General features: G+C 42.0%; 17 protein-coding genes. 1 reads left to right on the forward strand and 16 read right to left on the reverse strand.

The features are described from left to right. Positions 1-886: 886 nt before the first annotated feature. The 10 genes from ACVHUV_RS03085 to metG all read right to left on the reverse strand — a co-directional run bounded on the left by ACVHUV_RS03085 (position 887) and on the right by metG (position 9772). Entirely contained in the window at positions 887-1264 is a 378-nt protein-coding gene (locus ACVHUV_RS03085; RefSeq protein WP_462086087.1) for a RidA family protein, read from the reverse strand. A 1-nt stretch (position 1265) separates the two neighbouring features. Beyond that, positions 1266-2093, reverse strand: coding sequence for a pur operon repressor (purR, locus tag ACVHUV_RS03090; protein ID WP_317945910.1), 828 nt, complete (start codon positions 2091-2093; stop codon positions 1266-1268). A 57-nt stretch (positions 2094-2150) separates the two neighbouring features. Further along, on the reverse strand, positions 2151-3017 hold the full coding sequence (gene ispE / locus ACVHUV_RS03095; RefSeq protein ID WP_317945912.1) for a 4-(cytidine 5'-diphospho)-2-C-methyl-D-erythritol kinase: 867 nt from the start codon (positions 3015-3017) through the stop codon (positions 2151-2153). Between the two features lie 174 nt (positions 3018-3191). After that, entirely contained in the window at positions 3192-3377 is a 186-nt protein-coding gene (locus ACVHUV_RS03100) for a small, acid-soluble spore protein, alpha/beta type (RefSeq protein ID WP_317945914.1), read from the reverse strand. 128 nt (positions 3378-3505) lie between these two features. Beyond that, positions 3506-3772 carry a biofilm formation stimulator Veg gene (gene veg / locus ACVHUV_RS03105; protein WP_317945916.1) on the reverse strand — a complete coding sequence of 89 codons (267 nt, stop codon included), beginning with the start codon at positions 3770-3772 and terminating at the stop codon, positions 3506-3508. Positions 3773-3918: 146 nt separating this feature from the next. Then, positions 3919-4803 (reverse strand): 16S rRNA (adenine(1518)-N(6)/adenine(1519)-N(6))-dimethyltransferase RsmA, encoded by an 885-nt coding sequence (gene rsmA, locus ACVHUV_RS03110; RefSeq protein WP_371391689.1) that lies wholly within the window; start codon positions 4801-4803, stop codon positions 3919-3921. Then, positions 4796-5356, reverse strand: coding sequence for a ribonuclease M5 (gene rnmV / locus ACVHUV_RS03115; protein WP_462086088.1), 561 nt, complete (start codon positions 5354-5356; stop codon positions 4796-4798). The genes rsmA and rnmV overlap by 8 nt, the downstream gene beginning before the upstream one ends. A gap of 151 nt (positions 5357-5507) precedes the next feature. Further along, entirely contained in the window at positions 5508-6734 is a 1227-nt protein-coding gene (locus tag ACVHUV_RS03120; RefSeq protein ID WP_317945922.1) for a resuscitation-promoting factor, read from the reverse strand. Positions 6735-6910: 176 nt separating this feature from the next. Beyond that, positions 6911-7681, reverse strand: coding sequence for a TatD family hydrolase (locus ACVHUV_RS03125; RefSeq protein WP_462086089.1), 771 nt, complete (start codon positions 7679-7681; stop codon positions 6911-6913). A gap of 120 nt (positions 7682-7801) precedes the next feature. Further along, positions 7802-9772 (reverse strand): methionine--tRNA ligase, encoded by a 1971-nt coding sequence (metG, locus tag ACVHUV_RS03130; RefSeq protein WP_462086090.1) that lies wholly within the window; start codon positions 9770-9772, stop codon positions 7802-7804. Between the two features lie 383 nt (positions 9773-10155). On the opposite strand from metG, the gene abrB reads away from it, so the two are divergent. Beyond that, the gene (gene abrB / locus ACVHUV_RS03135; protein WP_317945928.1) at positions 10156-10431 is read left to right on the forward strand and encodes a transition state genes transcriptional regulator AbrB; all 276 of its coding nucleotides are present in this window, start codon (positions 10156-10158) and stop codon (positions 10429-10431) included. A gap of 56 nt (positions 10432-10487) precedes the next feature. Here abrB and rsmI read toward each other — a convergent pair whose 3' ends face one another. The 6 genes from rsmI to holB are packed head-to-tail and all read right to left on the reverse strand — an operon-like array spanning position 10488 to position 14619. Beyond that, positions 10488-11369, reverse strand: coding sequence for a 16S rRNA (cytidine(1402)-2'-O)-methyltransferase (rsmI, locus tag ACVHUV_RS03140; RefSeq protein WP_462086091.1), 882 nt, complete (start codon positions 11367-11369; stop codon positions 10488-10490). Beyond that, the gene (locus ACVHUV_RS03145; protein WP_317945932.1) at positions 11332-11637 is read right to left on the reverse strand and encodes a GIY-YIG nuclease family protein; all 306 of its coding nucleotides are present in this window, start codon (positions 11635-11637) and stop codon (positions 11332-11334) included. The genes rsmI and ACVHUV_RS03145 overlap by 38 nt, the downstream gene beginning before the upstream one ends. Beyond that, on the reverse strand, positions 11621-12370 hold the full coding sequence (locus ACVHUV_RS03150) for a tRNA1(Val) (adenine(37)-N6)-methyltransferase (protein WP_462086092.1): 750 nt from the start codon (positions 12368-12370) through the stop codon (positions 11621-11623). The genes ACVHUV_RS03145 and ACVHUV_RS03150 overlap by 17 nt, the downstream gene beginning before the upstream one ends. A 60-nt stretch (positions 12371-12430) precedes the next feature. Next, positions 12431-12790, reverse strand: coding sequence for a DNA replication initiation control protein YabA (yabA, locus tag ACVHUV_RS03155; RefSeq protein ID WP_317945936.1), 360 nt, complete (start codon positions 12788-12790; stop codon positions 12431-12433). A gap of 13 nt (positions 12791-12803) precedes the next feature. Then, positions 12804-13631 (reverse strand): PSP1 domain-containing protein, encoded by an 828-nt coding sequence (locus ACVHUV_RS03160; RefSeq protein ID WP_317945937.1) that lies wholly within the window; start codon positions 13629-13631, stop codon positions 12804-12806. Further along, the gene (gene holB, locus ACVHUV_RS03165) at positions 13624-14619 is read right to left on the reverse strand and encodes a DNA polymerase III subunit delta' (protein WP_462086093.1); all 996 of its coding nucleotides are present in this window, start codon (positions 14617-14619) and stop codon (positions 13624-13626) included. The genes ACVHUV_RS03160 and holB overlap by 8 nt, the downstream gene beginning before the upstream one ends. Between the last annotated feature and the right edge of the window lie 21 nt (positions 14620-14640).

The following is a 14640-nucleotide window of genomic DNA, read 5'->3' on the forward strand; positions in this document are numbered from 1 at the left end:
CGACTAAACGATAATAATGCCTACTTTCCGTCCTAGGTGATCGAAGAATTCCATGAAAACGACGAATCGGTGGTAAAGTGGCTTGAAACGGTGGTAACGAGCTAAGTTTCGGTGGTAACTGGCTGTGAATCGGTGGTAACGCGCTGAGTTTCGGTGGTAAACTCGCCTGAATCGGTGGTAACGCGAATGCTCCGTCCAAAGATTGCTACATTGTACTAAAAAACGCCGAATCGGTGATAAAGTGGCTCGAAACGGTGATAACTAGCTGAGTTTCGGTGATAAACCCGCCCTAAACGGTGATAATTGCTCGAGAATCGGTGATAAACTCATTAGAATCGGTGATAACGCTTTTCTTAGTAGAGAATGTTGCTCGTTTCTCACGTTAGACATCAAGTTATAACATTTTCAACTAATTAATTTACATATAATGGTCCAGTGGTGATAAACGCTCCACAAGCGGTGATAAACTGCGGATGAGCGGTGATAAATGGGTGACAAGTGGTGATAAATCCTGAAAAAGCGATGATCATGTTAATTGCTGACAAAGGTGATTGCTACATTCTAATGAAAAATGACGAATCGGTGGTAAAGTAGCTAGAATCGGTGGTAACTGGCTGTGAAACGGTGGTAACGCGCTGAGTTTCGGTGGTAAACTCCCTCAAATCGGTGGTAACTGCCTCAGAAACGGTGGTAACGGAAATTCTCCCTCCAAAAATCTGCTAATTTCCATTTAAAATGATAAATTCTCAATCATCATCTAAACATCGGTAATAAAGCAGGCAACAGGACTACATCACATGCATATATCCCACAATTCCCTCCCCTTCAATTCCCCACTCCCAATAAAAAACCCGCTCACGATAAATGAGCGGGTTTGGGAAATTTTTTATTCGCCTGCTAGTGCAATGACTTCGATTTCGACGGATGCGTCTTTCGGTAGTCTTGCTACTTCTACTGTGGAGCGGGCAGGTGTGTGTGAACCGAATTGTTGCGCGTAAACGTCGTTTAGGGCAGCAAATTGGTTCATGTCTTTAATGAACACAGTTGCTTTGATGACTTGATCCAATGAAGAGCCTGCTTCTTCTAGTACGGCTTTTAGGTTTTCGAATACTTGGTTCGTTTGCTCTTCAATTGTGCCTTCGACGAGTAGGCCGTCTGGTGTCATTGGTAGTTGTCCGGATGTATAAACCAATCCGTTTGCTTTTACCGCTTGTGCATAGGGTCCGATTGCTTGAGGTGCGTTTTTTGTCGCTACGTAATTCATGTTAGTTTCCACCCTTCGTAAAATAATTGCCTTCTTCTAGCTCAATGGTGCGGTCTTTCTCGTTCATTGCGCGGAGCTTGACCAACGAGAGGTAGTCATCGACGAGGACTTCTTCTGCATGTTCCGCCTCGACAAGGACAGCGATGCCTGCGAGTTCGCAATCGAATTCCTCCAACAGACTTTTCATGCCAGCCATTGTGCCCCCTGCTTTCATGAAGTCGTCGGTGATGAGTACGCGCTGCCCACTTTTCATGCTCCTTTTAGATAATACCATTGTCTGAATCCTTCGTGTAGAGCCGGATACATAATTTATGCTCACGGTTGAACCTTCTGTCACTTTACTATCCCTGCGTACGACCACGACAGGTACGTTTAAATGCCTAGCAATCGCATGGGCAATTGAAATTCCTTTTGTTGCGACTGTCATGATCACATCTATTTCCGTCTCACTAAAAGCAGATGCAAAGACTTTCCCTATGCGATCCATTATGGAAGGATTGCCTAAGAAATCTGTCATATATAAATAACCGCCCGGCAATAGACGATCTGAACGTCCTAGACTTTCTTTCATGAGGGCCATCACTTCACGAACTTCTGTCTCCGTGACATGCGGTATGTATTTTACTCCACCCGCCGCACCTGAAACGGTGATTAGTTTACCCGTGCCGTTCTCTTCAAAGGTTTCCTTGACGATGGTCAAGTCTTCACTTATCGAGGACTTAGCTGCATGATAGCGCTCAGAAAAGAAAGTGAGCGGTATGAGGGAATGTGGATGTTCCAACAGATGACGTGTCATATCGACAAGCCGTTCGCTCCTTTTCCACTTCATAATTAACAACCCCTACATCCGAATATTTTATTCGTACATTATCACGAATGTACATTTTTAATCAAGAAGAAACCGTTCTCCTGTCATTCTGACGGCATGTACTTCTTTGCAGAAGCCTTTTAAACCGTTATATACTCTGGAAACTCTCGCTTCCTGTTTCACAAAACCGAATACCGTTGGACCACTGCCACTCATTAATACGGCATCTGCTCCGAAGCGTTCCATCTTTTCTTTCAGATCAACGACTTGCGGGTGGATTTTCATCGTCACTGGCTCTAGAACATTGCCGAGAGAAGCACACATTTTGGCGTAATCCCCTGCATGCAGCGCCTCTAACATGCCTGCTGTGTCAGGATGTTGAATGGTTGCAACGTCAAGGTTCCGGTAAATGTCGGCTGTGGAAACGGAAATGGTCGGTTTCGCCAAGATGACCCAACAATTTGGCGGTGCTGGCAGGTGTTCAATTTTTTCGCCTCTGCCTTTTGCTAACGCAGTACCACCATGCACACAGAAGGACACATCGGAACCGATTTTTGCACCGATATCTGCCAGTTCATCCGCACTTAAGCCAAGCTTCCATAGTCGATTCAGCCCGCGCAATGTTGCTGCTGCATCGGAACTGCCACCTGCGAGTCCTGCTGCAACGGGTATTTTTTTGTCGAGTGTAATTTCGACACCACTACGGACATTGAATTTCCGTCTTAGCAAATCTGCCGCTTGATAAGCCAAATTCTTTCGGTCATTCGGCACAAATCGCTCGGATACTTTAATGGTAATCTTATTGTCCTGTGTAGGTCGAAGCCAAACGCGGTCTGCTAAGTCAACGGTCGTCATAATCATCTCAACTTCATGGAAACCATCGTCGCGTTTATGTAGTACATCGAGTGTCAGGTTAATTTTTGCTGGCGCTTTCTCATATAACATCCAGCCCCCTCCATTCCAGGTTGTCATTGTTCACTATTTTACCATAGCGAGGAGGGTTTGAACCGCGAAATCTTCTTGAAGGCCATAAAAAATGGAAAAGAGCTACATGAACGACAGATACGACGTTCCATGTAACCCTTCCCTTGTCAGTCATCATTTGGATAATAGGTGCTCTTAGCGGTTCGTTTTTTCGTTCGCTAGTCCACGGTTTGCCATTTCAATCGCATGTTTCACCATGTTTCCTGCATCCCGGGACTTGATGCCTCCCCAACCTTCTCGCTGAACAACATCGTAAAAGCCAAGCTCCTTAGCGATCTCTTCTTTCAAGTGCTCAGACATTGTACTTCGTTTTCTAGCCATCCGGCTTCTCCTCCTTGTTGACTGACACTACTAGTATGTCCGCCCATACACAAAAAACACTTAAGCTTATCCAAGTAGGATCGCTTAAGCGTTTTAAATAAAAAAACAATACAAGATTGCTGAAACGGTTATTTGATGATGAACGCTGTCGCGTCTCCGTCATCCAATACAGTTATTTCGACAGCTTCAGTCAAAATATCTGCGTAGCTGTAAGACACCCTCTCAAAAGCATTTTCGTCCTGGTCCAGTTCAACAACAAAAACCGCACGATACGTTTCACGAAGGACACCGGCACGTTCGATTGTCTTCTTACGGCCGCCATTTGCACGTACATGCAAACGTTTACCTAGGTGATCATCCAATGACTTCTTAATGTCCGCTAATGTTTTTGGCACGTCGCTTACACCTCACTAAATACCAGTATAACACTGTTAAAAAGTTCTGTCAATTGAAACGGTAATTTTAACTGCGAACCCTTCAGTTTGTCAATTCTTTTTTTGCTTTTTTCGACAACTGGTTTTAGTTTTCTGCCTTATTTTCGTCACGACATGCGGAATTCAGGATATAATGCATTTGCCAACGCACCAAATTCTTGGATTGTTAACGTCTCGCCTCTTCTGCCTGGATCCATCCCAATTTGTTCGAAAGCTTGCAAGATCTGTTCTTTTTTCGCTTTGCCGTTTGGTAAGGATGCCTGCAAATTGTTCAGCAGTGTCTTTCTTCTTTGGACAAATGAGCCTCTCGCCACTTGGAATAGAAAATCTTCATCTATCACTTCCACTGGCACCTGTTCTTTCCTTGTTAACGTCAACACAGCTGATTCAACATTCGGCTGCGGCACAAAAACGGTTTTCGGGACAATCATTGAAACTTCTGCATCCATGTAATACTGGACCGCAATTGATAAAGATCCATAAGCCTTCGTACTTGGAGAAGCCGTTATACGATCTGCCACTTCCTTTTGCATCATAATAACCATTGCGCGAATCGGTACTCGATCGAGAAGGAACTTCATAATAATTGGAGTTGTTACGTAATACGGTAAGTTCGCGACAACTACAAGGTCATCGTAACCACTGAATTGCTCCTCAACGACTTTATTCAAATCGGCCTCTAGAACGTCCTGGTTAATGACCGTTACATTATCGTAAGGAGATAACGTATCCTCCAATACAGGCAGCAATCGCCCATCGATTTCAAATGCCACTACTTTCTTTGCCGCTCTTGCGATATGTTCTGTCAAAGCACCAATTCCCGGCCCGATTTCAATAACGCCTGTACGTTCTGTTAAATCTGCATGCGACACAATATTACGCAAAATATTTGGGTCGATTAGGAAGTTTTGTCCTAAGCTTTTTTTGAATGAAAAACCGTATTTCTCTAAAATTTCTCTCGTCCGGATTGGTGTTGCAATGTCTTTATTCATGAGTTTCCTCCTCTTGCAGAGCTTGTAATGCTTCCTTTAACTGCTGTGGCGTAATCCGAAACATTTCGAGTCGCTTTTTCAACCCTTTACCGTTCACTTGTCCAATTTGAAAATACTCACTTAGCCGATCACGGTTTCTTTTCGCTTCAGGGTGTCCAATTAATTTATTTTCAATTAAAAATACCAATGGAATTTCTTCCACCGATTCTCCGTCCAATGAATAGACCGCTTCAAGCGCCTCTTTAATATGCTGATCGCTCGCATGTTCAATGCCTAGCCCTTGTCCGTTTTTAGCAATGGTCTTCGATTTGTGTAAGAACGCGTGTTTAACGTCAGGAATACGCTCTTCGATAATTGCCCGTATTCTTCTGCCAGGAAAATCTGGGTCGGTAAATACGATGACGCCACGGGTCTCATGCGCAAGTTGAATTTGTTGCAATGTTTTTTCGTCTATTGCCGACCCGTTCGTCTCGATAGTATCTGCACCTATCGCGCGTTTTATGGCGATTGTATCCGATTTTCCTTCCACAACGATAATTTCTTTTATTTTCACGTGTATCCTCTTTTCATCTCATACGGTCTATAGTAATAGTACGTGTTGCAGCGGTACTTGTACAGAAGGCGAACTCGTAGTACGCATACATAGAAAAAAACCGTAGGACCGATGAAGCCCCACGGTAAATACGGTAGACAGTATAGTCAAGTTAGTCGATAATTTTCACTTTCACTTGTCGGCGTCCAAAATTATAGGCTGCAGACTTTGTTGGTACGTGAAGATCAATTCTCTTCCCTTTAATCGCACCGCCAGTATCACCTGCAATTGCATAGCCGTACCCTTCAACCCAAACTTTTGAGCCAAGTGGAATAACACTTGGATCGACAGCAATGACTTTCAGGTTCGGATTCTCACGTAAATTAATGCCTGTTGCCGTTTTACCGGTACATCCATTGCAATATGCTGTATAGGCTGTAGCAGTTACATAAAATTCTTTACCACCTGAAGGTGCTGAATCACCCCGTGAAACCGTTACCGGCTTTTTGTTCGAAGCTTGGGCAACCATCACTTTTGAACCAACTGACACAATCTTTTTCTGTGGCTCCTCAAGTACTTTCTCACTTAACAATGTACGAGAAACTTCTTTACCATTTTCTTTAATCACTTCAAACTTGCGTTGTACGGAGCCTTTCTTACCTTCTTGGACGACTTTCTCGCGTCCTTTTAATAGTTTGGCATCACTTTGTGTTACAACCGCAAAGTTTGTTGGTTCTTCCACTACATCGGTGACCTTTTCTACCCGCACGATTTCAATGACCGATCCAGGCGTAACGATGCCGTCTGCCTCCTGTTTCAGTTTATCGTGTTCATTCAGTTGAATGTTCTCTCTCTTTAAAAAGTCAGCGACCGTAGTCGAAGTTGACCATATCTTCTTTTCACTTCCGCCATCGACAAGCGTCACTTGAAAAGCTTTTTGAATGGAAATGGTTTGATCATCGTCAAGATTAGCTTGTAGACTTGGTTGTACTTCATCGTTTTCTTCAAGTGTAATGTCGGCGACAGCTAATATATCGCTAACTTTCGATTCCGTTGTCCAAACCTTTTTCGTCTCTTGATCGATTTGTATCTCTACTTGTTTTGCCTGTTCCCACCTGATCGATAAACCTTCTTCGATTGGTGTATTCACTGAGGGTGAAACTAAATCGTGGTCAGCTACTTCAATTTCCTGATCGGATAGAAGCTGCCCAACTGTATGTGCAGATGTTTTTAATTCGGTTTTCTCATCGTTCACTTCCAAAGTGACCGACTTCTTCGTGCCCTCGTAAAGGACGAGTGAAATGACTGAAACAAATAATGCGAATGCAATTGCTGTTATCGCTATTTGTTTACTCCTCAATGACCTATAGAACAGATTTTCCATGGTGCTTTTTATCATGAAAAAACTCCTCCTTCATCACTCGGCTGATTATAAAGCTTCCTTTTCGACGTGTCAATAGATTAGAATTTTCACCGAACAATATACTTTCCGTAAAAACCGGTACCATTTCACATATGTAAGGAACACCTGTCAACAAGCAAAACCGCTCTTACAGTTGGTTACAGCTTTATCAATCACTTAGAAATCCGAAATATTTTCAACGCATTTTCTGTCGTACGTTTTGCAACTTCTTCTATAGAAATTTCCTTTAGTCTTGCAATCTCTTCCGCCACTAACGTAACGAGAGCTGGCTCATTCCTTTTTCCACGATGTGGGTGGGGAGCCAAGTATGGAGCGTCCGTTTCGATTAATAAATGATCAAGCGAAATTTCAGTAGCGACTTGTTTTGGCATTTTTGCATTTTTAAACGTAACAGGGCCGCCTAAAGAAATCAAAAAATTCATCTCAATGCATTCCTTAGCTGTTTCTACGCTTCCTCCATAACAATGCATAATGCCACCTGTCAAATGCGCTTCTTCTTCCTTCAAGATTCGCACAACATCAGCGGTCGCATCCCGATTGTGAATGATAACTGGTAAGTTCACTTTTTGAGCGAGTCGAATTTGCTTTCTGAACAACGCTTGCTGAACATCTTTTGGTGACTTGTCCCAATAGTAGTCGAGTCCAGTCTCACCAATCCCTACAACTTTAGGGTGTGCTGATAGCTCTTCAATCCATTGCAAGTCTTCATCTGTACAATCTATCGCATCGACAGGATGCCAGCCGATAACAGCATAAATGAATGGGTACTGTTCAGCTAACACCATCGCCTTTTCAATAGTAGGTCGATCAAAGCCGACAACAACCATTTTATGGACCCCTGCTTCAACTGCCCGCTTAATCACTTCTTTAACGTCTTCTTCGTATTGGTCTGCGTTTAAATGAACGTGTGTATCAATCAACATTCCGATTCTCTCCTCATAGCATTCATTGTATTTCAGTCGTTTGTTACTTTTGTTACAACAATATGTCTGAATGATTAAAAATTAAAGACGACGCCTCATATGAAACGCCGTCTCCTCTTTTTACTTCACTTTCGCACCATTTTCCAGTGACTCATCAACCGTTGCTAACTTTAAGACACCGTTTGACGAGCCTGCTAGGATCATTCCTTGTGAAAGTTCTCCACGTAATTTCACAGGTTTCAAGTTCGCGACGACAATTACTTTTTGCCCAACTAATGCTTCAGGTTCGTAATGTTCAGCAATTCCTGAAACGACTTGTCGTTGTTCATATCCTAAATCCACTTGGAGTTTCAACAACTTGTCCGCCTTAGGAATGCGATCACATGCTGTTACCGTAGCGACTCGTAAATCGACTTTCATAAAGTCATCAATTGTAATTTCTTCTACTTGCTCTACTTCTTTCGTTTGTTCTACAGGTTTGTCTTCCTGTTTTTCTTTCGGTGCAGTAATCGCCATTTGTTCGCGAATGTAAATGATTTCAACTTCTGGATCTAGTCGTGGGAAAATCGGAACCCCTTTTTCCACAACTTTTGTTCCTTCAGGGATGCTATCAAACTTGTTTAATGTATCCCATGTTAGCAACGAAGCATCCAATCCTAACTGCTCCATAATTTGAACAGGTGATTTTGTCATGAACGGTTGTAACAGTACAGCAATTTGCTGAAGAGATGTTGCTAAATGTGCCATGACGGACGCTAATTTCCCTTTATCCGCTTCATCCTTTGCAAGCACCCATGGGGATGTTTCATCGATATATTTATTCGTACGGGAAATAATTGACCACAATTCAGAAAGGACAACACTGAATTGCATTTTCTCCATCGCTTCTTCGTACTTTTCAATTGCTTGCTGTGTAAACGTTCGTAACGTACTGTCGAACTCCGTTTTTTCCAAACCTTTTGTCGGAATTACTCCATCAAAGTATTTATTGATCATCGAAATCGTTCGGTTCAATAGGTTACCAAGATCATTCGCTAAATCGTAATTTGTCCGTTCAACAAAGGACTCTGGTGAAAATGTACCGTCTTGACCGAACGGCAATTCACGCAGTAGGAAGTAACGCGTCGCATCTAGTCCGTAGCGTTCTACAAGCATCTCAGGATATACGACATTTCCTTTGGACTTTGACATCTTCCCGTCTTTCATCATAATAAAGCCATGTGCGAACACTTTTTTAGGTAGCGGTAAGTCAAGCGCCATTAAGAAAATCGGCCAGTAAATTGTATGGAAACGAACGATATCTTTTCCAACAACATGGACATCTGCAGGCCAATACTTTTGATAAAGCTCTTCGTGATCAGATCCGTACCCAAGGGCCGTAATATAGTTTGTCAACGCGTCAACCCAAACGTAAATGACGTGCTTCGGATCTCCAGGAACCTTTATGCCCCAGTCAAACGACATACGTGAAACCGATAAGTCCTCCAGGCCAGGCTTGATAAAGTTATTGATCATTTCGTTCTTACGTGACTCCGGTTCAATAAATGAAGGATTGTCTTCATAATACTGCAACAGACGGTCTGCGTATTTCTTCATATTAAAGAAATACGATTCCTCAGCAACCCGTTGTACCGGTCGATGGCAATCTGGGCAATTCCCCTCTTCAAGCTGCGCTTCCGTAAAGTACGACTCACAAGGAACACATTTCCACCCTTCGTATTCCCCTTTGTAAATATCTCCATTATCAAGAAACTTTTTGAAGATTTTTTCGACCGCTGCTTTGTGTCGCTCTTCTGTCGTTCGAATGAGATCGTCATAAGAGATATCCATCGTCTTCCATAGGTTTACAGCAATATCTGCAATCCGATCGACATACTGTTGAGGAGGTAGCCCTTCTTCTTCGGCTTTCTCTTGAATTTTTTGTCCATGCTCATCCATACCCGTCAGAAAACGCACATCAAATCCACGCAAACGCTTGTAACGAGCCATCGCATCTGATGCTACTGTTGTGTAGGCAGTACCAATATGAAATTTCCCACTTGGATAATAAATGGGTGTTGTAATATAAAATGTTTTTTGCTGTTCCGTCACGAAAATACCTCCAGTGTTTCAATCTATACTAACCATTTTAGCTAAATTTCAACAAAAGTGCTATGTAGACAAAAATTTATAATGAAAAAATAAAAGATTACAACATAAAGAATAGCATGCAAATGTATGAATTCAAAGTATTTCTCTTCCTTTATTTTTATTCACAACAATGAATATACCTTATGAAACAACTCCTAGACAACTACCAAAGTTTTTTCAACTCCTAACTAAAGAATTGCATTATATAAAAAATCTATTATTCTCGACATAATTTTAAGTTAGAAATATTGACGTTAATTGGAAGACTTGGTATGATGTTAAGAAGACAAGAGAATAATGTCGAAAATTGACGAAAATTAAATCGTTTAGGGGGAATTCTTGTCATGAAATCAACAGGTATCGTAAGAAAAGTCGACGAATTAGGTCGTGTGGTCATTCCAATCGAGCTTCGTCGCACACTAGGAATTGAACAAAAAGACGCTTTGGAAATTTATGTTGATGATGATAAAATCATCCTCAAAAAGTACATGCCTAACATGACATGTTCGATTACAGGCGAAGTATCCGATGATAACTTACGTCTTATCGATGGTAAGTTGATTTTGAGCCCAGAAGGCGCAAAACAACTTATTAAAGAAATCGAAGACAAGATTCTTTAATATTATTCAATGAATAATAATTTAAATCCAGAACAAATAATTGTTCTGGATTTTTTTTATTCCTTTAATTTTACATGGTATGCTTGATACACATCTCTTTTTGCCATTTCTCGTTCCAACGCTACTAAACGGATTGCTTCTTTGGACGAAATGTCTTCCTTTTCCATTATTAATTCCACATGGGATTGGATACTAATATCTTTCCACCAACTATCCTGCGCTTCTTCTATTACATTGCTATTCCCTTCAATGACAAGGCAAAACTCGCCCCTCACTTCGTTTGTTTCCACCCAAGTAACAGCCTCGGCTAATGTACCACGAAGGAATTCTTCATATCTTTTTGTTAACTCTCTCGCCAAAACAACCTTTCGTTCAGGGCCAAAAACTGCTTCAAAAGCACGGATCGTTTCTTTTAATCGATGGGGCGCTTCATAAAACAATAATGTTTCTTCTTTCTGCTTCAATATCTTTAATTGTTCCGCCCGCTCTTTCTTTTGTCTTGAGAGGAACCCATAGAAAGAAAACGGCTGTGTCGGAAGACCTGAGGCAACTAATGCACTGATAGCAGCATTCGCACCGGCTACAGGAACAACATCAAATCCTGCCTCAATTGCTTTCACCGAAATATCTAGACCGGGATCTGAAATACAAGGCATCCCTGCGTCACTAACGAGAGCGACTGTTTTACCTTCTGCCAATAACGATAAGATTTTCTCTCCACCTTTTTGGAGATTGTGTTCATGATAACTAATCAGTGATGTTTTAATATCAAAATGGTTACACAGTTTAATGGTGTTTCTTGTGTCTTCAGCCGCTATGAAATCTGCTTCGCCCAAGATTCTTATTGCACGATAAGTCATATCCTCTAAGTTGCCAATCGGGGTACCGACTAAGTATAATTTAGCTCCATTCGCTATAGCACTCTGCTGGGCTCTCATCGACAATGCCCCTTTCCTTTAGAATGTATTGCTCTTTTGCTTTACGCGTTAACTGTTTAAAATGGTATTCCATTTGCATTGCTTCCCGCTTTGTCGCATAGTGCTCGAAGTAAATGCAACGAACAGGTCGTTTAGCGCGTGTGTACTTGGCGCCTTTGCCTTCATTATGCATACGTAAGCGTTTTTCTAAATCATTTGTATACCCTGCATAATAAGATCCATCGTTGCATTCCAGCACATAAAATAGATGCTCAAGCTTCTTGTCCATACAATAGAAGCCTCACTTCTTCTGTATATTCACCGTCTTGCCCGTATACATACAAAGGAGGTAAAATCTTTAAATCTGGCTTTCCGTCCTTAATTCCCTCGATCAGTAACGTATTTGCCTCTTTTCCTTCTTTCGGATACACAAAACGGATTCTTTTCGGTTCCAATCGGTTGGCCCGCATGAGCGTGACAAGGTCAAGAAGCCTTCCAGGACGATGGACGAATGCCGCTTTGCCTCCTTGCTTTAATAATTCACTTGCTGATTGGACAGCTTGTTCAAGTGTTAGTCGAATTTCATGTCTTGCAATCGCAACATGTTCTTTCACGTTTTTCTCACTTGCTTCAATTGCAGGGAAGTAAGGAGGATTGCACGTGACGGTATCGTATTTTTCATAACCGATTTTGCTGGCTATGCCAATGACGTCATCATTCACGATTTGAATACGATTGTCCAATTCATTATACGCAACACTGCGACTGGCCATATCCGCTAATCGTTCTTGTAATTCGACCGCGATTATGTCCGCGTTTGTACGTGCACTTAAGAACAAAGGAATTGCGCCATTTCCAGCACACAAGTCCACAATTTTTCCTGACCTTATCGGGACGTATGCAAATTTCGCAAGCAAAACCGCATCCATGGAAAATGAAAATACGGAGGGACTTTGAATAATTCGCAGCTTCTCCGCCAATAAATAATCAAGCCTTTCATCGTCTTTTAATACAATCTCCATCTTCGTACTCCTTCAAATAGAAAAAAAGCCGATGCCTACAATATATAGGATCGGCTCTTCTCAAGCATTTTGTTTACTCAAGAAGGATAAGCAGAATAAGCAATCTTCTCCTTTACGACTACTACCATAATGGACATTGCATACATGGTATCCTTCGTTATAAATACGCGCCAGATTGTCCACGCCTTCACCAATATCCATCCTACGCGGTTTTTCAGGCGGCAATTGCTCGTCAACTAGTTGAGCTTTTTCCGTTATTTCCTCTAGTCGCGTACGCAGATGATGGTTTTCGAGTTGAAGTGAATGGTTCTCTTCCGTCATCTTCGCGACAAATCCTATGAGTTCGCGGAATTGGTCGTGCATTGTTTCCAGCTGTTGCTCAAATTCCATCACTCTATCGAGAAAGTTCCCTTCTTTCAACCTGTTCACCCCATCATTTCGTCAATTGAGCTACCGATTTTTTCTGACTCTCTAATTCTTCCCAAGAATACTCCAAAACTTGCTCCTGATCCGTTAAACTCACTTGTAGAACCCTTTCCAATAAGTTCAACCCTACGACTTTCCCTAAACCTTCAGGCGTCTGTACTTTTTCGCCAATGTCAGGCATGAGGGATTTAGCCTCTTCATACTCGTCATTTTCATATTTCAAACAGCACATGAGACGCCCGCATAATCCAGAGATTTTGGATGGATTTAGTGATAGATTTTGATCCTTTGCCATCTTAATGGAAACGGGTTCGAAATCCCCTAAAAATGTTGAACAGCATAGCATACGACCACAAGGGCCAATACCGCCTAGCATTTTTGCTTCATCTCTTACACCAATTTGACGTAATTCAATACGTGTCCGGAAAATAGCTGCAAGGTCTTTCACAAGGTTCCGGAAATCGACTCGTCCTTCTGCAGTGAAATAAAAGACGATTTTATTCCGATCAAACGTGTACTCTACATCTACGAGCTTCATATCCAACTCGTGTTCTTTTATTTTCTCAACACATTTAGAAAAAGCGAGCTCCGCATCCGCTCGATTCTCTTCCACTTGAGCATGATCGTCTTTATTCGCTTTTCGGATAATTTTTTTCAGTGGTAAGACGACATCGCTCTCATCCACTTCCCTCACATGGCTTGCAACTTTACCATATTCGATCCCTCGAGCTGTTTCAACGATTACATAATCATCAATAGCGAGTGAATAATCGAGTGGATCGAAATAATATATTTTACCCGCTTTTTTAAAGCGGACTCCTACAACATTAAACAAGCATTAACCCCTCCTGCAAATTGAGCACCAGTTGTTCCATTAAAAGTGTCCGGTTCATATTACCGTACAATTTCTTCTTCGCCTGTAAAATGGATTCCATGTTTTCCGATAGTCGGTTGTAAGTCATTTTCATAGAAAGTGTTCGTAAGTGTTGTTGGTGATCAGGAAATGTCAGTTCTGCCTGTAATCCTGCTTTTAACGACACGATATCACGGTAGGCATAGAGTAGCAAATCTAGCCCGAGCTCCATGTCTTCTTTTTCTTTCATGACCGGCAACCAGTCGGATTGGATGAATAAAAGTGCTTCATTCACATGGCGATCTGCTGCTTCCATCAATTTTAACACTGTCTTTCGCAAGAGTGCAAACTGATCATTCTCTGCGAGTTCTTTCGCTTTTTCACTATCAGCCGTCAACATCGTCACAGTCGCTGCCATAGAAGGAGTGATGCCGGTTTTTACCAGTTTGGCCATCATTTCTTCTCGATTTGGCGGAAGAAATGGAATGCGCTGACAACGTGATTGGATAGTCGGTAAAATAGAATGATAGGCTTCTGTCAGTAATATTGCCGTCACATCGCCTTCTGGTTCTTCGAGGAATTTTAGTAATGTGTTGGCTGCTGCGGCATTCATCCGGTCAGCCCGTGCAATAATGTAGATTTTACGTCCAGGTTCGTAGCCTTTCTTCGTCATTTTCATAATTAACGAAGACATTTGCTCTTTTTTAATATCTTGTCCATCTGGTTCAATTATTGTGACATTGGGATGAATTCGCGCTTGGACCCGTTTACAAGCATTGCATGTTTCACATGGAACAGCGTTTTGGGGGCGTTCACACAGGAGCAGTTTCCCGAAATGGATGGCTGCTTCCTCTTTGCCCGTCCCTTTTTCCCCATCAAAAAGGTAAGCATGGCCAATCCGATTATGAAGAAACGTCGATTCCAAACGGTCAATAACCGCCTTTTGCCGTTGTTTAATAGAACTTACCATGCCTAACCTCCTTCTACCGAG

The organism is Sporosarcina saromensis (assembly GCF_054901285.1).

What these genes read in the sequence shown, in the direction of transcription:
- ACVHUV_RS03085 (WP_462086087.1), bottom strand. Translation starts at nt 1,264, where the DNA reads ATGAATTACGTAGCGACAAAAAACGCACCTCAAGCAATCGGACCCTAT.
- purR (WP_317945910.1), bottom strand. Translation starts at nt 2,093, where the DNA reads ATGAAGTGGAAAAGGAGCGAACGGCTTGTCGATATGACACGTCATCTG.
- ispE (WP_317945912.1), bottom strand. Translation starts at nt 3,017, where the DNA reads ATGTTATATGAGAAAGCGCCAGCAAAAATTAACCTGACACTCGATGTA.
- ACVHUV_RS03100 (WP_317945914.1), bottom strand. Translation starts at nt 3,377, where the DNA reads ATGGCTAGAAAACGAAGTACAATGTCTGAGCACTTGAAAGAAGAGATC.
- rsmA (WP_371391689.1), bottom strand. Translation starts at nt 4,803, where the DNA reads ATGAATAAAGACATTGCAACACCAATCCGGACGAGAGAAATTTTAGAG.
- ACVHUV_RS03120 (WP_317945922.1), bottom strand. Translation starts at nt 6,734, where the DNA reads ATGATAAAAAGCACCATGGAAAATCTGTTCTATAGGTCATTGAGGAGT.
- ACVHUV_RS03125 (WP_462086089.1), bottom strand. Translation starts at nt 7,681, where the DNA reads ATGTTGATTGATACACACGTTCATTTAAACGCAGACCAATACGAAGAA.
- abrB (WP_317945928.1), top strand. Translation starts at nt 10,156, where the DNA reads ATGAAATCAACAGGTATCGTAAGAAAAGTCGACGAATTAGGTCGTGTG.
- rsmI (WP_462086091.1), bottom strand. Translation starts at nt 11,369, where the DNA reads ATGAGAGCCCAGCAGAGTGCTATAGCGAATGGAGCTAAATTATACTTA.
- ACVHUV_RS03145 (WP_317945932.1), bottom strand. Translation starts at nt 11,637, where the DNA reads ATGGACAAGAAGCTTGAGCATCTATTTTATGTGCTGGAATGCAACGAT.
- ACVHUV_RS03150 (WP_462086092.1), bottom strand. Translation starts at nt 12,370, where the DNA reads ATGGAGATTGTATTAAAAGACGATGAAAGGCTTGATTATTTATTGGCG.
- holB (WP_462086093.1), bottom strand. Translation starts at nt 14,619, where the DNA reads ATGGTAAGTTCTATTAAACAACGGCAAAAGGCGGTTATTGACCGTTTG.